Genomic DNA, 17,725 nt, shown 5'->3' on the forward strand with positions numbered 1-17,725 from the left:
TTTTGATGATCAAGCAAACTTTTTTGATCGCCGCAGCAACCGTCGCTTGCGCCTGCTCTGCCGCGTCGGAGGCTCAAGCTGGCGATCCGTGGGGCGCCACCAATCGATGGGCCCAACAAGCCGCATCCACGTACTCGTGGCACGGTAATTATTACAACCAGCAATACCGCGCGCCGGTTGCGTTGGTTGTGCCGCCGACCGCTCACATGCGAACCCAGTTTTCCTGGGGCGTCAGCCAAAATCTGATGTATCCGATCCATCATCAGTTTGGAATGGAAGCGCCAGGCTCCGGGTATGGTGGGTTGGGCGGATTCCGCCCCACACCGCATTGGCCGAGTCACACGGATCAGTTTGGAATCTATTACGTTCGCGGGCCTTGGTAGGCTAGCAAGTGGAAATCTGCAAAGCGGGCTCGCGACGGCGAGTCCGCTTTTTTTTGTGCCTGTCGCGGTCTATCTTGAGGGGCTGGCGAATTCTCCACGAGCGATTCGCTTGATTCCCCCCCTCCTGCTCACGGAAAGATTGCCATGCGGCCGATCGTGCAAATCTCGTTGGATCTCACCAATTTGGCTGAGGCCATTGAAACGGCCGAGCTGGCCATTGCCGCCGGTGTTGATTGGCTCGAAGCGGGCACGCCGCTGATCTTAGCCGAGGGCTTGCGAGCCGTATCAGGATTGCGTGAGCGGTTTCCGGAGGTGCCCATCGTGGCCGATCTGAAGACGATGGATGGTGGCTATTTGGAGGCCGAGATGATGGCCAAAGCGGGCGCTTCGCACGTGGTCGTGATGGCCCGCGCCCATCCGGAGACGATTCGCTGCGTGGTGCAGGCTGGTAAAGATTTTGGTGCCAAGGTGATGGGGGACAACTTAGGTTGCCCCGACATGGTGGCTGCCGCTCGGGAACTCGAGCAACTGGGCTGCGATTTCATTGTGCACCACATTGGTTACGACGAACGACGGGGGATCGCCGCGCGCGGTGAACGTGCTCCCACGCCTCTGGATCAACTGCGAGAGGTGGTCGAGGCGGTAAACATTCCGGTCCAGGCGGTCGGTGGGCTGTCGATCGAACAAGCGATTGCCACACCCCAGTACGGCGCCCCGCTAGTCGTGATCGGCGCGCCGCTGGCGATCGATAGCGATCGCTTTGCACAAGCCGCTGGTGATCTCCCCGCTATTTTGAAAAAGATTTGTGACGCGGTTCACGGTAACTCCAACTAGGCGACTTCGATGCAACAGACTGCGGTTGTCAATTACAGTTCCACTCCCCACAGCGTGCGTCTGGAGGAGTTGGCCGTTCCCGAAATCGGTGACGAAGATTGCTTGCTGGAAGTCGCCGCCGTGGGAGTGTGCGGCAGCGATTTGCACCAGTGGCAAGGCCAGCATTCTTGGCCGGTAAATTATCCGGTCGTGCTGGGGCATGAGTTCGCCGGCAGACTGGTCGAAGTCGGCTCACGCGTGAATGGCTGGCAACCCGGGGATCGCGTCTGCAGCGAAACGGCTGCTGTGATTGACCCGCAAAGCCCTCTTTCGCGAATCGGTCGTTACAACCTCGATCCGAGCCGCAAAGGATTCGGGTACGGTGTGCACGGAGCAATGACCAAATTTGTTCGCGTCCCGGCCCGCTGTCTGCATCGCGTACCCGATGAATTGCCGTTGGAGTTAGCGGCGCTGACCGAACCGTGCTGCGTGGCCTACTCGGCGACCGCCGCTCAAGTCGACATCTTGCCCGGCGATCGCGTGTTAGTGATCGGCCCGGGACCGATTGGTTTGCTGTGCGGAGCGATTGCCTACCTGCGGGGAGCCGAAGTCGCGGTGGCTGGCCTACCCAGCGATGCGGAGCGGTTGCAAATCGCCAAACAGTTCGGATGTGAAACCATTACTGGCGATATCCTGGAATGGGCCCTCGCCCGAGACGACCTAGGAGTCGACGGCGTGGTCGACGCGGCGGGTGTCTCGGCAACGCTCAAGCTGGCTCTCGACGCGGTCCGTCCCGGTGGTTGGATCAGCAAAGTCGGCTGGGGACGTGATCCCGTCGGCTTTTCCCTTGATCCCCTCGTGCAAAAGAACATCACGCTACAGGGTTCCTTCAGCCACAACTGGCAAATGTGGGAACGGGTGCTCGGCCTGCTCGCCGCGGGGCGTCTCAACGTGCAACAAATCGTGGGCGGCCAGTGGCCGCTGGAAGACTGGCATGAAGCGTTCGAGACCATGCACTCTGGCGCGATCGCCAAAGCGTTGCTGGTGACTTAGACCACACGCTCGCGAGAACTGTCAATTAGCGCCGATTTCCACCAGCTGCTGAGGTGGACGTTGGCGATTGGCCTGGACTGCCTTCATCTCTTGCTCGGGGGGAACCAACTGATAAAAGACATCCCGCTGCCGAGGCTCAAACCCTAACTCTTCGATCGCTGCGCGGATTTGATCGAGCGTCAAGAAGTGGACAGTACCCGCTTCGGCAACGACGTTCTCCTCAATCATCAAACTGCCCATGTCGTTGGCCCCATAGAGCATCGCCAACTGGCCAATCTTTAACCCTTGCGTAACCCAGCTCGACTGGATGCTGGGGAAATTGTCGAGGTAAAGTCGAGCGACAGCTTGGGTCTTTAGGTATTCAAAAGCGCCGACGTGTGGCAGCTCTGACATCTCCGTGTTGTCGGGCTGGAACGTCCAGCAAATGAAAGCGGTAAATCCCTTCGTTTCGTCTTGCAGTTGCCGCAACCGCTCCAGATGTTCGATCCGCTCAGCCAAAGTCTCGACATGCCCAAACATCATCGTGGCGGTGCTGATGCCTCCCATGTCATGCCAAGTCCGCATCACGTTCAGCCAATCATCGGTCATCACTTTACCGCGGGTAATTTCCGCCCGCACGCGATCGACCAAAATTTCCGCACCGCCGCCGGGGATGCTCCCTAAGCCGGCTGCCTTTAACCGTTCGAGCACGGTCTTCAAAGGCAATTTGTTGACCTTGGTGAAATGGTGGTATTCCGGCGGGCTAAAGCCATGGATATTTAATTCAGGAAACTCGCGTTTGATGTCGCTGAGCATCTCCTCGTACCACTCCAGCTTGTAATGCGGATGCAAGCCACCCTGGAGTAAAATCTGGTTGCCACCAAGTTCGACCGTCTCGCGAACCTTATCGAGCAGTTCGGTTCGCGAGAGCACATAACCCTCATCACTCTTAGGACCGCGATAAAACGCGCAAAAGTCGCAAACCGCCGTGCAGATATTGGTGTAGTTAATGTTTCGGTCGATGTTGTAGGTGCGATAATTTTCCGGATGCAAGCGGCGGGAAACTTCGTCAGCCGCCCCGCCAATAGCCGTCAAGTCGTGGCTTTGCAGCAGCTGCAACCCGTCGTCTGGTGTTAGCCGCTGGCCGTCGATCGCTTTATCTAAAATATGTCGCACGCTCATCTTCAATTCACCTGAGAAATTTCGTCAGCATTCGAGGCGGTTCCGCCCAATAATCCTAATTCAGTAGCATGGCGGCGGAACCATTCCAACCCACGCCGTTCACCCGCACCCAAATAAAAGTGCAAGTTGTCTGCAAAGTAAGTCAGACAGTCGCTGACCGTCAGCCCCAGCGGTCCCGCTTCACGATGAGCAATCGCTTCGAACTGCTCCAAGCCTTGATCGCGAGCCGCTTCCAGCACGGGAGCCAAGGCGATCGTATCGACATCAGGCCGGGCAGCCCACACGGCAAACACAAAGGGCAGTTCGCTCCAGCGACACCAACGATCGCCAAGGTCCCAAATCTCCTGATAAGTCCCCACGGGAGGATGCATCGCGCGGTCGCCAATCATTAACAACGCGTCGGCGTCAATCTGATCAGCCGAGGCGGTGATCGGAAAGGGACGCAGCTCGGGTTTGAGACCGAATTGGTTCCACAACAAAATCCGCACCAACGCTTGGCTGGTACGACTCCCCTCATCCAATGCCAACGTGCGAATCTGCTCGACGGGACACCGACTGAGCAAACGGACACTCCAAACCGGCCCGCGACAACCAATCACGGCGTTGGAAACTAGCTGGTAAGACGGGTCGCGAAAATACTCAATGGCGGGAATCAAAGCAGCATCCAGTTCGCCCGCCCCCAGTCCATCGGCAAGCCGGCTGGGAAGGTCGAAAATCAACTCCGCGGTCGGATCGAGTTGGTCACGCAAACGCTCGGCCAAACCGCAAACCAGCGGTCGGGTGTTCAGGTAGGAAACAGCTCCAACGCGTAACATGATTTTTCGCTTTCTCGTTCGCTTTCCAGTTTCCCGCACGACCCGTTGTCTGCCACAGTTGTTAAACCGCCCAAAAAAAACCGCGGTAACTGGCTGTGCCAACGCCCAGTATGCCCAATAACGCGTCGGCTAGCTACGCCAGACGGCCGACCCACTGGTTTGACGAGGTTATCAGCCTGGCAACGAGCGGCTAACTGGCCTCAGATTCCCCGCTCAAAGATAGTTCCTCGACATTCGAGAACCAGTACTGCGGCAGCGGCGCAGTGACCGTGGTTCGGACACCCGTCTTGGGATGATGAAAGGTCAAGCGTCTCGCATGGAGGGCAATTAGACGTTCACGATCCGAAGTGGCTTCTGTTCCGAAAGGGTGCTGCGGCGGTGATTGCTGCGGCGGTGATTGATAGAGTGCATCGCCGAGCAGGGGAAAACCACGAACCGCACATTGCAGGCGAATTTGATGCATGCGGCCCGTTTGCAGTTCAATCTCCAGCAAGCTGGCCGGCTGTCCATTGGGCAAGCAGAGCGATTGAATGACTTGATAGTTGAGGATTGCTTGGCGGCCGCCGGGCGCATCGGGAGCAACGATTTCAGCTTGCGCTTGGCCAGGAATTTTCCGCATCCAGTCGATCCATTCACCGGTCCATGGTTTTACTTGGCCGGCGACAATGGCGAGATACGTTTTGCCGATCTTGCGTGATTGAAACTGTTCGCCAAAACGCCTGGCGGCGCGGACGTTGCGGGCAACCAAAACAGCTCCGCTAACCGGACGATCAATGCGATGAGCGAAAGCCAAGTAAGTACCCAGGTTGGGCAACGCCCTCAGCCGAGACTCCAGGGATGCAATCTCCGCGGGGGCTTGCGTTAACAACCCAGCCGGTTTGTTAACCACCAGCGCCAGGTTATCCTGCCAAAGAATTTCGATATCCACGGGTTCCATCAAGTTCGCCATCCATCCATTACGTTCGCCACCCGGGCAAGAATTATCATCCAGCGGGATTCGTTTATCCCGGGGGCGCAAAAAAAAACGAGAGACCCCGGCCACGAGGTGCGAGAAAAGCTGGAACAGTTTTTCCGCGACACCTACACGAGTCTCTCGTTCTGCCTGTTTTATTCTGCATTACGTATTGGTCAAGAGCGACAGCAAGAAATCATTGCTCTAAATTTGTTAACTCGGTTTCCTCGCGAGCGCAAGTTCGTTCAAAATGAAGCCTTCGCTTTGCTCGCCCACGCATGACCGCGCCTCGCTTTAAGTGCTTCACCTCGACGATGTCAGACTCTGTAAAGAACCGCCGTCATCTCCATTTTATTACGGGCCGCTTGGCCGAGCACAGCCTTCGCTGCACTGTCGAAGAAGTGGCAAAAACTCAAGGTTTTTCCTATTCAATCGGCGTCGCTCCGATCACCGTTGCGGCTTTAATGACACCGCATTGGCTGCTGCGACATTTTGAAATCCCAGCATCCGCGACTGAAGTTATCTTGCCCGGCTTCATCGGTGAAGCGATTGATTCACTGCGCGCGGCGACAACTGCCGAGGTGCGAATTGGACCGAAAGATCTGCGCGACTTGCCGGAGTTTTTAGGAGCAAAAAAAAGTTTACCAATTGACCTTTCCCAATACAAAATTGAGATCATCGCCGAGATCAATCATGCGCCGCGACTGTCGCTTGAGGAACTGGTAACGATCGCCCAGCAGTTGCGCGCCGACGGTGCCGATGTCATCGACTTGGGTTGCCAACCCGGTCAACAGTGGGAGCAAGTAGGCGAAGCGGTGGGGGAACTTGTCTCGTTGGGTCTGCGCGTTTCGATTGATTCCTTTGACCCACAAGAAGTTGCCGCGGGTTGCCGTCAAGGAGCCGAGCTCGTGCTGTCGGTAAACAGTTCAAACGCGGCCTTAGCGAAAGCTTGGGAGACCGAGGTTGTGGCGATTCCCGATACGCCTCAAGACATCCCTTCGCTGTTACGAACGATCGAGATCCTGAGCCGCGACAAGGTGCCCTTTCGCATCGATCCCATCTTAGAACCGATCGGTTGCGGGTGCGCGGAGAGCTTGGTCCGCTATCATAGCTTGCGGCAACAATTCCCCGAAGTCGAAATGATGATGGGGATTGGTAATTTGACCGAGTTGACCGATGTCGACTCGGCCGGCATCAACGTGCTGCTGTTGGGCATTTGCGCCGAGCTGCGAGTGCACAGCGTGCTGACCACGCAAGTTATCAATTGGGCCAGAACGTCGGTCCGCGAGTGCGATCGGGCACGTCGTTTGGTGCACTACGCGGCCCAGCGGGGCACTCCGCCCAAACGACTCGATGACGCCCTGGTGATGCTCCGCGATCCACGTTTAAAACCGCACCCACCCGGCACCTTCAACCAATTGGCAACCACCATTCGCGACAATAATTATCGGTTGTTCGCCGAGCAAGGCGCGCTGCACTTGGTTTCCGCCGGCTTGCATCTACAAGGCCCAGACCCGTTCGCCCTGTTCGATGAATTGCTGGCCCGCGAACAATCGGCAAACGTCGATGTGTCGCACGCTTTCTACTTGGGATTTGAGATGGCCAAAGCCTTAACCGCTCTGCAACTGGGGAAACAGTACAACCAAGACCAGGCCTTGCAGTGGGGACACTTGACGCAGCCGGAAAACATGCATCGCCTCCGCCGCGGACGGAAACAAACCGGCTAACCGCTCAATAATCGAATTTGATCGCGCTTACGTTGACGGCCTTCGTGGTATAATTGGATGATTTATGTCGATGCCGCGGTGGGCATCACGACGCAGAGGAATCATCTCGGGAGCACGCAATGAGTAGGGCATTCAGTCACGCGAAATCGGACTTCAAAATGTCCATGGCCGAATACGCGCAGTGGGAGCCTATGCAGCCCGAGAAACACGAGTACTGGGATGGGCACGTTTACTCGCAGGCGGGAGGATCGCGGAAACACAGTCTCGTTGCCGCGAATCTCGTTCGGGTGGTGGGAAACTTGTTAATTGGCCAGCCCTGCGAGGCTCGTGGCAGCGACATGCGGATTCACGTTCGCCCGACCGGTTATCATGCTTACCCCGATCTTTCCGTCGCATGCCCGCCGCTTGAGGGCGATTCAGACCAAGTGATCAGCAACCCTGTTTTGATTGCGGAAGTTTTGTTCCCCAGCACCGAAGACTTTGATCGAGGAACAAAGTTCGGCCATTATCGCACGATCGAATCGCTGCGAGAGTATTTGGTACTGTGGCAGGATATGGCAAAACTCGAACTACACACGCGGACCCCTGAAGGTTATTGGTTGCTGCGTGAACTGAGCGGCATTGATCAATCGATCAATTTGGCGAGCCTCGGCGGTGCCACCATCTCGCTGGCTGACATCTACGACAAAGTCGAGTTGTAACGTTTTTTCGCGGTGCTGCTAGCCGCCAATCTCCGCAGTCTTCCTTCATCTCCGCCCATCTCCACTTCCGCGGGCGGAAACAAACTGGAGAATCGCGCTAGCTGTAGCGGCCGTTAAGATCGATGCCTCATATCCAATCGGACGATTTCAGTTCTCGATCAGTAATCGTCCTGGTGATTGCCGATGGTTTCTTTCGCGGCGATAGCACAGTTGTTGTTCGCCGTGACCGTCGTACCGTGGCGAGCATCGTTGGGGGGTTCCGAAATGCAAATGACCCGAAACCGCTATTTCCTGCTGGGCGTTTTGTTAGTCCTGTTGGGAGTTCAGTTCCGCATGGTTGAATCGTTCGTGTTAAACGAACCGACCACGCGAGTGCTCGCCAAAATGACGCAAGGGACCCCGGTCGCCAGCAACGATCGGATGTCGGCTTTCATGTTGGAGGTACATCCCAATCCAACCAAGCGAGTCGCTCCACCCCGTTGGCTAGGCTTGGCAATGATTGCCGCCGGAACGGTGGTTGCCTTGCACGCGATTGCCATCCCCAAGAACCAAGGCTAACGCGTCGCAAGACGAGTCCACTGAGACGAGCGAAGCGTCAAGCTGCGTGCTTGACCAAGCTAAGGAACGCTCCAAGGATGGAGCGATGGCGAATTACCAATGGAGTGGCGACTCACCGAATTGGAATTTGCGGTTATGATCCTGTTGCCTCTGATGATTGTTTGGTTGAAGCGGCCCATGAGCTTTGCCGCCGGCCCACGTTGGGCGTGCGGGATCAGCCTCGCCATCGGACTCACAATTGCCTTGCCGTCGCGGTCTCACGTTTCCGCTGCAGCCCCGGCTGGCCTAGCCACGGTGAACTTGGCGCTCGAAGGCAAGCAACGGGAAGGTACTCGCGTTAACGGTTTGGTCGGCAGCCTCACGCAGGCCGCCCGACGTTGGACCTTCACCAGCGAAGCGGGTGACATTACTTACCGAATTTTAGAAAACCAATCGCTGGAACGCATTGTCAAAGCAATCCAAGAAGACCCAGAAGACATTCATTGGAAAGTTAGCGGGCAGCTGACTGAATTCCTGGATGAAAATTTTCTCTTGATCGAACGCACCGAGCGTTCCGCAAGAGCAAAAAAGTAAGTTTTGATTTGCAGATGACTTTGAGATGAAAACCAAAGCTGATGTGATGTAATTTTTACCCGACGTCGTCGCAATGCTGGGGCAGGCAGCTGACGAATCGAGTTGATCCCCATGTTCCTCCGCAAGAATAATTTAATGCCCATCAATTTATTTATCATCGATCGCCTCGAAATCTCCCGCGCGGGAATTCGCTCCGCCGTTGATGAGACTTCCGACCTGATAGTTACCGAAGAGTTTTCCGACTTGGATTCGGCCAGGACCGCACTCAAAGCGTCCGCTCCCGATATCCTGCTGATCGACTTCGCTTCCGAAAAAGAACACTCCCCCAACCAACTTGTCGAATTAGTCAGCGAGTATCCCGATCTCAAGGTGCTGGTTTATTCGGCTCAAGATAGTCACGACGAAGCATGGACGGTGCTGCGTGGGGGAGCCTGTGGTTTTATTTCCAAGAATGCCCGCTTGGCGGAAGTCATCGTGGCAATTCGCAGCGTCTATGATGGACGCATCTTTGTTTGCCACTCTCCCCAGTCGCCACTAAACGCTGGCAACGGCCCCCATTTGCCAAACGCTCTCGGCAACCCCGTCCCCACGGTTGCCGGCCTGAGCCAACGAGAATGCCAAGTCTTAGGACTGGTGGCGGAGGGATTCACCAACAAGCAGATCGCCCAGCAACTGTTCCTGTCAGTGAAAACCGTGGAGACCTATCGCTCTCGGGTGATGCGGAAAGCCGGACTGGCCGATCGCGCGGCGGCAATTCGCTTTGCTCGCCAAGCCGGACTCTGCAACACGGCCGGCTAAGCATTCACCGGTGAGATGAATTTGGCACGTGGCAAGCAAAACTCGGCCATCTCGGTGCGGGTTTTGCAGGTCGTCATCCCCTACGCGCAGAGGGTTTCGGCCGCCTTTCTGTCGGGTATAAGCTGACTTCCGCGAATTCTTGTTTGCCACCTTGCGGCCGTGAAATACGGTTCTTTTAACAGCCGATTTGGCTGCCGCTGGATTCCCAGCAAGTTTCAGTTGACCTGATGTGGAAAACCCTACACCCTCCCTGGCTTCGACAGCATTCAGGAATTTTGGGGGTTGAGATTGGCCGCTTGGCAGCCTCGTAAAGCGGCGGCCAGACCAAGTCCACTAGGAAAGCTAGAAGCACCTTTTTTTTCTTCTCTTTCCATTCGTTATGGAGTCTAGATCCAATGCAAATCAAGCACTTCGTTTACTCAGCACTGTTTGTGATCGTCGCCAACGGCAGTCTCGTTGCCCAAACCACTGACACCCAAAAATTTCGCGTTGTTGTCCCAGCAAACATCTCCATCTCGCCCCCAGCCGAAGTCGAGATTACTCATGATGAGTCGGAAAGCGACCAACCCTTTCCGCAGCAGCAGTGGTTGGTGAAAGGTAATGTCTTGAGTGGTCTTTCGGTGAGCTTTGCCACCGTCACACCCTTCACGCACACCACCGCACCTGATTTTAAACGAGACGCGCGTCTAAACTTGGCCGTAGCGGCCTCACTCGGCCCGGCAAATTGGACCGTGGATCAGGCGACCGATCAGACCGATTACCAAGCGAGTAACCTCGATGCCGTCGTATTGGCGTCGTCCGATGGAGTGGGAAGAGCCACTTTTGACTTAGGTGTCGAGTTTATTACCGACGGTTTTGGGTCCTTTGCCGCCGGCAATTATGAGACCACCATCGTGGGCACGGTCACGGCAAATTGAGCGTTGTGCTTCCCATAATGAAACGCGCTGCCCCGATCGCTAGCGTGGCCGGTTGTTTGCAACTGGCCTGCTGCTTTGTCACCTGCGGTAGCGCACAGGCAGACTATGCGATTCGTTTTGTCGAGAGGGGTCAGCCCCCCGGTGAGCTGACACACCACTCACAATGGAATGCCAAATTGGCGAATACTCAGCTGATCTTGGCCTGGAGTTGTACAAAATTCCAAGGCCTCGACAGCAAACTGCCTCCCGCTGATGCAACCATGACCATGCGAGTGACGAACACGACGAAATCATTGAAAGCGTATCCCAAAAGTGCTCAGGATCATACCAATATTAGCCGTGGTGATGACCAGGCGACGACTATCCTCAATCTGGCTGGCAGCGGAGTGGCGACTGTCGAGTTAGTACTTGCCTTGGAGGCCAATTTCCCCATGGCAGGAGAGTACACCAGCGAAGTCGAAGTGAACATCACGGCTCCATAAAGCAAATCCTAAATCGATTTGTTTGACCTTAGCACCCGTCCGAAAGCCGTTCGCCGCGCTAACGCTAGTGATGGCTCTTTTTGGCTTTCGGATTTGGTTCCTAGCATTACGCGAACACAAAAAGCACGGAAGTTGCAAATTCCTCTCTGGCATTACTGGATAGCGCTTTCGGGTGTTCTGCTAACAGGGCTATCCGCTGGTGGTTGCCTGCAGCAGAGACCTATAGCGCGTCCCAGCATTGATCAAATTGCGCAAGAAACATTTGCCGGGGCAAATGATTTGCGGGTGAATGCGGAACTACAAGCTGCCGCTAATTCAGCAGGCGAAAAAGTCATCTATGGCAATCCCGATCCGTCCACAGTCCCAGCTCAGGAATGGCTCGTACCGTTGCCGGCACTCGATGACCCTGCCAATAACGCTCCCAATTTCGCTCCCGTCCTCAGCCAGCCCATAACATCGCAGTTTGAGTTAGTAGAGGGAGACTACGTCGAAACACCGCTCCGCGAAGTGTTGAGCGAACTCACCGAACTGGCGGGCGCCGAACTGGTGATGGACGAGTCAGTGAACGGCGTGGTGAATTTGCGTTTTGAACGGACCACGATTGACGAAGCGATCCAGCGGGTGCTGTTGGCTCATCCTTTTTACCACGTGCGAAAAGGCAGGCAATTCATCATCGCACCAGCGGACACGGAGTCGCCGTTATTTTCTTACATTGCGGTGCGTCATGAGTACCGGCCCCGGCACTTGGAGCCCGCGGCTTTATTGGCCACCGTGCCCGCTGGTGCAGCTCGCTTTGTGACCACCATCGAAGGTGCCAATACGCTATTAGTCGAAGCGCCCGACCGTATCGCCCGACCGATTTTAGAGCGTTTTGCGGCGATTGATCGCCCCATTCCACAAGTCGCCCTGGAAGCAATCATCTGCGTGATAGCCCCCGACTCGGGACATCGCTTTGGCTTGGACTGGAAACACGCGGTCGAATTAAACAACCAAAATGCTTTCCGCTTGGGCGTCACCGGCTTGGGCCTGGGGCTGGATGTCACACAGAGTGGAGTGGGTGAAGTTTTTGGTGACTTTGCTAAGACCACCGCTTTCGTTCAAGCGCTCAGTGAACATGGCTATTTGACCATTCGTGCCGCGCCGCACGTCATGGCCCAGGATGGCGAGCAAGCGACGATTTCCATTCAGCGGGAAACTTTTTTCAGTATTCAACCTCCCGCCGCCGCGGGAGGCGACAGCAGCGCATTCTTCTTTCAACAAGATATGCAAAACGTTGAATCCGGCATCACGCTGGATATTGCCCCCAGGATTCATCGCGACCAGGTGACGATCAAAATTGAAAAGGCGGAAGTCAGCGAGGATATTCGCACCGCCAGCGCGGAAGCGGCACTCAATCCATTTCCGATCATTAATCGACGTTCCGTGTCGACCACGGTTACGGTCCGTGATGGTAAGACCATCGTGATTGGCGGCTTGGTGCAACGAAAGACCGTTGATCGTGAAAGCCTGATTCCCGGCCTGGGCCGCATCCCCGTAATTGGCAATCTATTTAAAACCACCGAGCAGCAAACTCGCAATGCGGAAATTGTCATTTTCTTGTCCCCCAGAATCGTCAGACCCAGCGTCGAAGATGATTATCTTGACAGGTTAGATTTCTAATTTTTCAGATTGCCTTTCTAAGCTATGTTTGGTTGCGAGCTGGTCATTATCCAGATCACTTCATCATCCGCCAATGAAAGGTTTATCTCGATGGGGATTTTTCCCTTACATGTCTATTGGCATATCTTAATAAGTTTGCTTGTGATGCAATCAATAGGTTGGTCGCAAGCACAATCTGCTGACCGGCTCCCCAAAGGATCCTCACAAGCAAATGTTGTGACTCTGGTTGAGTCGGTAACACCGTCGTATAACATTGAACCGGTCGTGCAACGGTTCCAAGGACGACGTGGTGAGGTGATACCATTTCGCTTTGTCATTACCTCGACTGGCAAATCGATGAACGTGGCGATCAAGTTAGTAGGTTTGAGACAGGAGTTGTCGGGCATTATTCTACCAGCTGCCGAGGCAATTGTTCCGGTCGATGTCGAATTGACAACTCCTTCGACCTTCAGCCTATCCCCCGGCGAGAGTCGCGAGATTACGGGGACACTGCGAGTTCCCCTAGCGAAAACCAACTTCTTATCGTACGGGTTACTCGTCCGTGATGCGGGCGCGATTTCAGAACCGGGCGAGCTAGCGACGGGAGAAAATGCCAACACCACGGCCAGCATTCGGTTTGTCACTCAATATGTACTGCGTCTCGATATCCAAACCGGGATGATTACCAGCGAGGGGCTCGATGCGTTGAACTTGCAGCAGGGAACGATCCGCAGCGTGGCCGGGATGCCGGTGGTGGAAACTATCTTGGACAACCCGACCGACCTGGCCTTGGAGTGTCATGTCGAAGCTGAATTACTTTCTCCACTCAACGATCGGTCACAACCATTTTTACTGAGCCTACCATCGCGAGCCAAGCTCACTGGTGGCGAGCAACATTTGGTGCGGGTGATGCCCCGCAGTCGAGTCCGCGTGGCAGCGACCGTGAGTGAAATGCTGTTTCCCGGCCCCCAAACGCTGCGAATCAAGATTAAGTACGGCCGTCGTGACTTGGTCGTGGAAAACTTTCCCATCGAAATCCAAGAGGGTGAATTTCCGGCGGTGGAAGCCCAGATCGCCCATTTGCCCAATCGCATGGCCGTCGAGCCGGCACAGATCGCCGTGGGTCAATTGGCCGGCATGCGTCGTACCGCGGTGCTACGTTTTTTCAACAATTCCGCGGAGGAACAAACTATTGAGTTGCGAGCAGTCGACTTGATGGGCCAATCACTCGAAGGCTTGCGGCTTTCTCATGAATCATTCACGGTCCGTTCCGGAAAGACCAAAAATGTTCGCGTCGCCCTGTTTGGTTCGTCAACTGCGGCTCCGACCGCGGCGGGACAAATTCGCGTTGCCGTCTCCAGCAAAGGGTCAGACCAACAATTCAGTCACCTGCCGATTGCCATCTTGACTCGCGAGTCACCGCCAACCCCATTGCAAGTCGCCCCTCTGCAGTTCTTGCGAATGGATAAGCAAAGCGCTTTTCGTGTTTCCGTTACCAACCCGAGTGACCACTACCAGCCGGTGCACGTCGAACTCAACGTCGCCCAAGAAAACGGCGGGGCAGTACGGCTGATCGAGGGGTTTGGCAAATGGCTGGCCCCCGCCGAAACGCGTGAATTCGATTTAATCGCCGCACGGCCACTCCCCAAGGGGACCTACCAACTAGGACTGACCGTCAACAGCAGCGAACAGTTGCCGCCGATCACCGAGACGTTGCAAGTCGAGTTGCCGCCGCAGCCTGATGCCGAGGAAATTGTCGCCGCGGCAGAGTGAAGGCGGGTTAGGCTTGCTGGCAGTCGCCCGACAATCTGGTAGCCTATGCAAGTGAGGCAGCTTGTCGGGCACGCGAGCTGAAACAGGTTTCCCGATCCAGAACTCGCTCAATTGACAATTTGCCAGCATCGACGCCATGAACTCGATATCAGCAGCGGAAGATCAACCTGAAGATTGGTTACAAGTCGATCCTCGCAGCGTTTTGGCGGGGCGGCTGGTCGGGGCGCTGACCAGTTTGGTGTTGCTGGTCGTCGTGGCGGTCGTGCTGGGAATTATTCAATTTTCTCGCCAACGCATCGATTTATCGAGTGGCATCGCAGTCGGTATTTTTTTGTTATTTGCAATCTGCCTGCTGAGCGGAAATTATTACCTGCCGGCCCTGCATTACCGCCATTTGCGTTACCGCCTAGGGCCGCTGGGGTTTGAAATCCGCAGCGGCATCCTGTGGCGAAAACGAATTACCGTGCCGCTCTCTCGGGTACAGCATACCGATGTCGCCCAAGGGCCGTTGGAACGACGATTTTCCCTTAGCAAACTGGTCGTTTACACCGCCGGCACCGAACATGCCTCAATTCAATTAGCCGGCTTGGAATTCACGGTAGCGAACCGCATGCGAGATAGCCTCGTTTCGTCGCGGGAGCCGACCGATGGAGTCTGAAGCGGGAGCTGAAGATGAAATACCGATTGAAGCGAAGCTGATCGATCCGCAGCAAGTTGAGGCGCAGGGGATTGATGCGTCGGGGATTGATGCGTCGGGGATTGATGCGTCGGGGATTGATGCGGAGGCGAGCGCGCTGGCGACTCCTCAGTGGCTGCATCCGACGAGCATTATCTTTGGGCTGCTTTCTACGCTAAAACAGTTTGGCATCGCCGCCGTGATTGCCATCTTTTTGGCCACCACGGGCAATCGCTTTGCCCTCATCGCCGCGGGAGTCGGAGTTTGTTTGACGGCAATCAGCGTGATCCTGCGGTATGTCACTTTGCGTTATCAATTGCAGGGTGGCGAATTGCGGATTGACGAGGGACTGTTATTTAGAAGGCACCGGGCGATTCCCGCAGCACGCATTCAGAACATCGATTTAATTCAGAACCCCCTGCACCACTTGTTTAAAGTTGCCGAGGTGCGCATCGAGACGGCTGGCGGCAGCGAACCGGAGGCTTCTCTACAAGTGCTCAGCTTGCAAGAGGTCCACGTGTTACGGGAAGCAATCTTCGGCCAACCGCGTCACGACGAGGAGACGGCGGCAACATCGAGCGATATTTCCGCAGCAAGTCACGACGGCGAGCAACCCACGTCCCCGGCGGCTTCCAGTGGCCGCGCCGGTCAAGTGTTGCATCGCATCAGCGTTGGCCAATTGATACGCGCGGGTTTGATCTCCAATCGTGGCTTCGTGTTGATCCCCGTGCTGCTGGGGCTCTTCTATCAGCTAGATCTAGAAGACCGAGTGGAAATCGACGGGCTGGCGAAATACTTTCCTGAGGAGTGGACGACCGCCGACACGATCACTTGGACAATCATTGCCGCGGTCGTGGCCCTGGTGGTGATTCGTATCTTTTCGATCGGCTGGTATTTGCTCAGATTTTATGGATACCGGCTGGAGCGTTGGGGAGACGATTTGCGGGTCTCCTGTGGCTTGATCACGCGGATCAGCGCGACGGTACCGCGGCGTCGTATCCAGTTCATCAGTATTCAACAAACGTTGCTTTCGCGGTGGCTGGGGCTGGCCGTCATCCGCCTGGAAACGGCTGGCGGCGCGGGCAAGCAAAATGAGGATGCCAAGGAAAGTGTCTCGCGGCGTTGGTTTGTCCCGGTCATCTCTCCCGCCGACTCCCTTGCGCTGCTCGAACAGTTGAGGCCGGGTTTGGATCTACAGTTGGACCAACTGAGTTGGCGAGCCACCTCGCCGCGGACGGGACGACGTTTGATCCGCGTGGCGATCTTACAATCGCTCGGGATCGCCGCCGTGGGCTTACTGGTCTGGCGGCCTTGGGGAGCCGTATTTGGGTTAGCGGCTTTGGTCTTGTTGGTGTATTTCGCGCGTCGTTACGCGAGGTCCTTAAAATACGCGGCGACGGAGCACTGGATGGTGTTTCGCAGCGGTATTTTGACTCGCAAGACGAGCGTCACTTTTTTTGACAAAGTCCAAGCGGTTTCGATCAACCAATCTCCCTTCGATCGTCGTTGGGAGATGGCCAACCTCCGCATCGACACCGCCGCGGCGGGGCCGGCTGGTCATCGCATGGAAGTCAAGTACCTGCCGCTGGACGTGGCCGCCGAGGAAGCCAACTGGGTCGCACTGCAAGCTTCCCGCCATCAACTCGACTCGACAGCCCGCCCCGCCATTGCTACCAAATGAACCAGGGAGTTTTAGTGTCCGATTTATGGCCAATTTCCTCACGTGTCCTGGGAGTTTTCTTAGTGATGCTGGTCGGCGCGCTGGGGCGCCGCCTGCACTGGTTGACCACTTCCTCGGACCGCTCATTGGCCATGCTGACCGCCAACGTGCTGCTGCCGGCATTATTCTTCCACCGGATTGTCACCAGCAACCAATTCGATTCGTTGGCAACCAGTTGGATACCGCCCGCCTTGGGGTTTGGATTTACCTGTTTTGGCTTTGGGATTGCCGCCTTGGCCGCCTGGGGATTGGGACCTTGGATTGGGTTGCATGATGCGGCCAGCCGCCGCGCGTTTGCGCTGTGTGTCGGCATTTGCAATTACGGCTATATCCCCTTGCCGTTGGCGGAATACTTTTATCCGCAAGCGGTGGTGACGTTAATGGTTCACAATGTGGGGGTCGATTTGGCTTTGTGGAGCGTGGGGGTCGTGATCATCTCGGGGGAACTGGCCCGGCATTGGAAGCGGGCTTTGATTTCGCCCCCGCTGATTGCCGTAGTCGCGGCGTTGTTGATCGGGCAAGCCGGTCTGTCCAACCAGATCCCCGGGCCGGTGCTGCAGATGGCCGAGGCGCTCGGGCAATGTGCGATTCCACTGGGGTTAGTTCTGAGTGGCGCGATCATGTTGGACTATCTTAAATTAGCGCAGTGGCGAGAGAACTTCAGCGTGGTGGTCGCCGCGGTGGCGATTCGCCAGCTGATCTTGCCGCTGTGCATGCTGACCTTCGCGGCGGCAACTTCGCTGGCCGTAACCGTCGACCAAGTGTTGTTGCTGCAAGCCGCAATGCCAGCGGCAACTTTCCCAATCGTGATGGTGCGTCTGTATGAGCAAGACACCGGCACGGCGCTGCGGGCCGTGTTGGGTACCAGCCTCGTTGGTATCGTCGCGATCCCCTGCTGGTTGATTGCCGGCAAAATCTGGTTGGCCAGCTGAACCCGGCAGTTAGTTGAACTGTTAGTTAATCGGAGTCACAACGGCTAATTCAG

18 protein-coding genes are annotated in these 17,725 nt (G+C 56.0%); 15 read left to right on the plus strand and 3 right to left on the minus strand.

The window, feature by feature from the left end:
* The first annotated feature begins 5 nt into the window (after positions 1-5).
* The 3 genes from SH139x_RS25035 to SH139x_RS25045 all read left to right on the plus strand — a co-directional run bounded on the left by SH139x_RS25035 (position 6) and on the right by SH139x_RS25045 (position 2,249).
* Complete coding sequence (locus tag SH139x_RS25035) at positions 6-383, plus strand: hypothetical protein (RefSeq protein ID WP_488352470.1); 378 nt, start codon at positions 6-8, stop codon at positions 381-383.
* 144 nt (positions 384-527) lie between these two features.
* On the plus strand, positions 528-1,217 hold the full coding sequence (locus tag SH139x_RS25040; RefSeq protein ID WP_488352471.1) for an orotidine 5'-phosphate decarboxylase / HUMPS family protein: 690 nt from the start codon (positions 528-530) through the stop codon (positions 1,215-1,217).
* Between the two features lie 9 nt (positions 1,218-1,226).
* Complete coding sequence (locus SH139x_RS25045; RefSeq protein WP_488352472.1) at positions 1,227-2,249, plus strand: zinc-binding dehydrogenase; 1,023 nt, start codon at positions 1,227-1,229, stop codon at positions 2,247-2,249.
* 21 nt (positions 2,250-2,270) lie between these two features.
* Here the strand turns inward: SH139x_RS25045 and mqnC are convergent, their stop codons facing one another.
* From mqnC to SH139x_RS25060, 3 genes are all read right to left on the minus strand, one after another.
* Positions 2,271-3,410 (minus strand): cyclic dehypoxanthinyl futalosine synthase, encoded by a 1,140-nt coding sequence (gene mqnC, locus SH139x_RS25050; RefSeq protein WP_488352473.1) that lies wholly within the window; start codon positions 3,408-3,410, stop codon positions 2,271-2,273.
* 2 nt (positions 3,411-3,412) lie between these two features.
* Positions 3,413-4,225, minus strand: coding sequence for a menaquinone biosynthetic enzyme MqnA/MqnD family protein (locus tag SH139x_RS25055; RefSeq protein WP_488352474.1), 813 nt, complete (start codon positions 4,223-4,225; stop codon positions 3,413-3,415).
* Between the two features lie 190 nt (positions 4,226-4,415).
* Complete coding sequence (locus SH139x_RS25060; protein WP_488352475.1) at positions 4,416-5,174, minus strand: RluA family pseudouridine synthase; 759 nt, start codon at positions 5,172-5,174, stop codon at positions 4,416-4,418.
* 317 nt (positions 5,175-5,491) lie between these two features.
* On the opposite strand from SH139x_RS25060, the gene SH139x_RS25065 reads away from it, so the two are divergent.
* The 12 genes from SH139x_RS25065 to SH139x_RS25120 all read left to right on the plus strand — a co-directional run bounded on the left by SH139x_RS25065 (position 5,492) and on the right by SH139x_RS25120 (position 17,672).
* The gene (locus SH139x_RS25065) at positions 5,492-6,904 is read left to right on the plus strand and encodes a DUF6513 domain-containing protein (protein ID WP_488352476.1); all 1,413 of its coding nucleotides are present in this window, start codon (positions 5,492-5,494) and stop codon (positions 6,902-6,904) included.
* A gap of 158 nt (positions 6,905-7,062) precedes the next feature.
* Positions 7,063-7,605, plus strand: coding sequence for a Uma2 family endonuclease (locus tag SH139x_RS25070; RefSeq protein WP_488352477.1), 543 nt, complete (start codon positions 7,063-7,065; stop codon positions 7,603-7,605).
* Positions 7,606-7,875: 270 nt separating this feature from the next.
* Positions 7,876-8,163 carry a hypothetical protein gene (locus SH139x_RS25075; protein WP_488352478.1) on the plus strand — a complete coding sequence of 96 codons (288 nt, stop codon included), beginning with the start codon at positions 7,876-7,878 and terminating at the stop codon, positions 8,161-8,163.
* 135 nt (positions 8,164-8,298) lie between these two features.
* Positions 8,299-8,736, plus strand: a complete 438-nt coding sequence (locus SH139x_RS25080; RefSeq protein WP_488352479.1) for a hypothetical protein — start codon at positions 8,299-8,301, stop codon at positions 8,734-8,736.
* Positions 8,737-8,871: 135 nt separating this feature from the next.
* The gene (locus tag SH139x_RS25085) at positions 8,872-9,534 is read left to right on the plus strand and encodes a LuxR C-terminal-related transcriptional regulator (RefSeq protein WP_488352480.1); all 663 of its coding nucleotides are present in this window, start codon (positions 8,872-8,874) and stop codon (positions 9,532-9,534) included.
* A gap of 395 nt (positions 9,535-9,929) precedes the next feature.
* On the plus strand, positions 9,930-10,451 hold the full coding sequence (locus tag SH139x_RS25090) for a hypothetical protein (protein WP_488352481.1): 522 nt from the start codon (positions 9,930-9,932) through the stop codon (positions 10,449-10,451).
* Positions 10,452-10,468: 17 nt separating this feature from the next.
* Positions 10,469-10,933, plus strand: coding sequence for a hypothetical protein (locus SH139x_RS25095; RefSeq protein WP_488352482.1), 465 nt, complete (start codon positions 10,469-10,471; stop codon positions 10,931-10,933).
* Positions 10,934-11,065: 132 nt separating this feature from the next.
* Positions 11,066-12,592: a type II secretion system protein GspD gene (locus SH139x_RS25100; protein WP_488352483.1), complete on the plus strand. Its 1,527-nt coding sequence runs from the start codon at positions 11,066-11,068 to the stop codon at positions 12,590-12,592.
* Positions 12,593-12,856: 264 nt separating this feature from the next.
* Complete coding sequence (locus SH139x_RS25105) at positions 12,857-14,344, plus strand: hypothetical protein (protein WP_488352484.1); 1,488 nt, start codon at positions 12,857-12,859, stop codon at positions 14,342-14,344.
* Between the two features lie 136 nt (positions 14,345-14,480).
* A complete protein-coding gene (locus SH139x_RS25110) occupies positions 14,481-15,002 on the plus strand; it encodes a PH domain-containing protein (RefSeq protein WP_488352485.1) in 522 nt (173 codons plus the stop codon).
* Positions 14,992-16,701, plus strand: a complete 1,710-nt coding sequence (locus tag SH139x_RS25115; RefSeq protein WP_488352486.1) for a PH domain-containing protein — start codon at positions 14,992-14,994, stop codon at positions 16,699-16,701. Before SH139x_RS25110 ends, SH139x_RS25115 begins: the two co-directional genes overlap by 11 nt.
* A 14-nt stretch (positions 16,702-16,715) precedes the next feature.
* Positions 16,716-17,672, plus strand: coding sequence for an AEC family transporter (locus SH139x_RS25120; RefSeq protein ID WP_488352487.1), 957 nt, complete (start codon positions 16,716-16,718; stop codon positions 17,670-17,672).
* The last annotated feature ends 53 nt before the right edge of the window (positions 17,673-17,725 follow it).

It is taken from the genome of Kothea flammea, from assembly GCF_052161645.1.
In the GTDB taxonomy this organism is placed as follows: Bacteria; Planctomycetota; Planctomycetia; order Pirellulales; family Pirellulaceae; genus Laterigemmans.

What these genes read in the sequence shown, in the direction of transcription:
- SH139x_RS25035 (WP_488352470.1), top strand. Translation starts at nt 6, where the DNA reads ATGATCAAGCAAACTTTTTTGATCGCCGCAGCAACCGTCGCTTGCGCC.
- SH139x_RS25040 (WP_488352471.1), top strand. Translation starts at nt 528, where the DNA reads ATGCGGCCGATCGTGCAAATCTCGTTGGATCTCACCAATTTGGCTGAG.
- SH139x_RS25045 (WP_488352472.1), top strand. Translation starts at nt 1,227, where the DNA reads ATGCAACAGACTGCGGTTGTCAATTACAGTTCCACTCCCCACAGCGTG.
- mqnC (WP_488352473.1), bottom strand. Translation starts at nt 3,410, where the DNA reads ATGAGCGTGCGACATATTTTAGATAAAGCGATCGACGGCCAGCGGCTA.
- SH139x_RS25055 (WP_488352474.1), bottom strand. Translation starts at nt 4,225, where the DNA reads ATGTTACGCGTTGGAGCTGTTTCCTACCTGAACACCCGACCGCTGGTT.
- SH139x_RS25060 (WP_488352475.1), bottom strand. Translation starts at nt 5,174, where the DNA reads ATGGCGAACTTGATGGAACCCGTGGATATCGAAATTCTTTGGCAGGAT.
- SH139x_RS25065 (WP_488352476.1), top strand. Translation starts at nt 5,492, where the DNA reads ATGTCAGACTCTGTAAAGAACCGCCGTCATCTCCATTTTATTACGGGC.
- SH139x_RS25070 (WP_488352477.1), top strand. Translation starts at nt 7,063, where the DNA reads ATGTCCATGGCCGAATACGCGCAGTGGGAGCCTATGCAGCCCGAGAAA.
- SH139x_RS25075 (WP_488352478.1), top strand. Translation starts at nt 7,876, where the DNA reads ATGACCCGAAACCGCTATTTCCTGCTGGGCGTTTTGTTAGTCCTGTTG.
- SH139x_RS25080 (WP_488352479.1), top strand. Translation starts at nt 8,299, where the DNA reads ATGATCCTGTTGCCTCTGATGATTGTTTGGTTGAAGCGGCCCATGAGC.
- SH139x_RS25085 (WP_488352480.1), top strand. Translation starts at nt 8,872, where the DNA reads ATGCCCATCAATTTATTTATCATCGATCGCCTCGAAATCTCCCGCGCG.
- SH139x_RS25090 (WP_488352481.1), top strand. Translation starts at nt 9,930, where the DNA reads ATGCAAATCAAGCACTTCGTTTACTCAGCACTGTTTGTGATCGTCGCC.
- SH139x_RS25095 (WP_488352482.1), top strand. Translation starts at nt 10,469, where the DNA reads ATGAAACGCGCTGCCCCGATCGCTAGCGTGGCCGGTTGTTTGCAACTG.
- SH139x_RS25110 (WP_488352485.1), top strand. Translation starts at nt 14,481, where the DNA reads ATGAACTCGATATCAGCAGCGGAAGATCAACCTGAAGATTGGTTACAA.
- SH139x_RS25115 (WP_488352486.1), top strand. Translation starts at nt 14,992, where the DNA reads ATGGAGTCTGAAGCGGGAGCTGAAGATGAAATACCGATTGAAGCGAAG.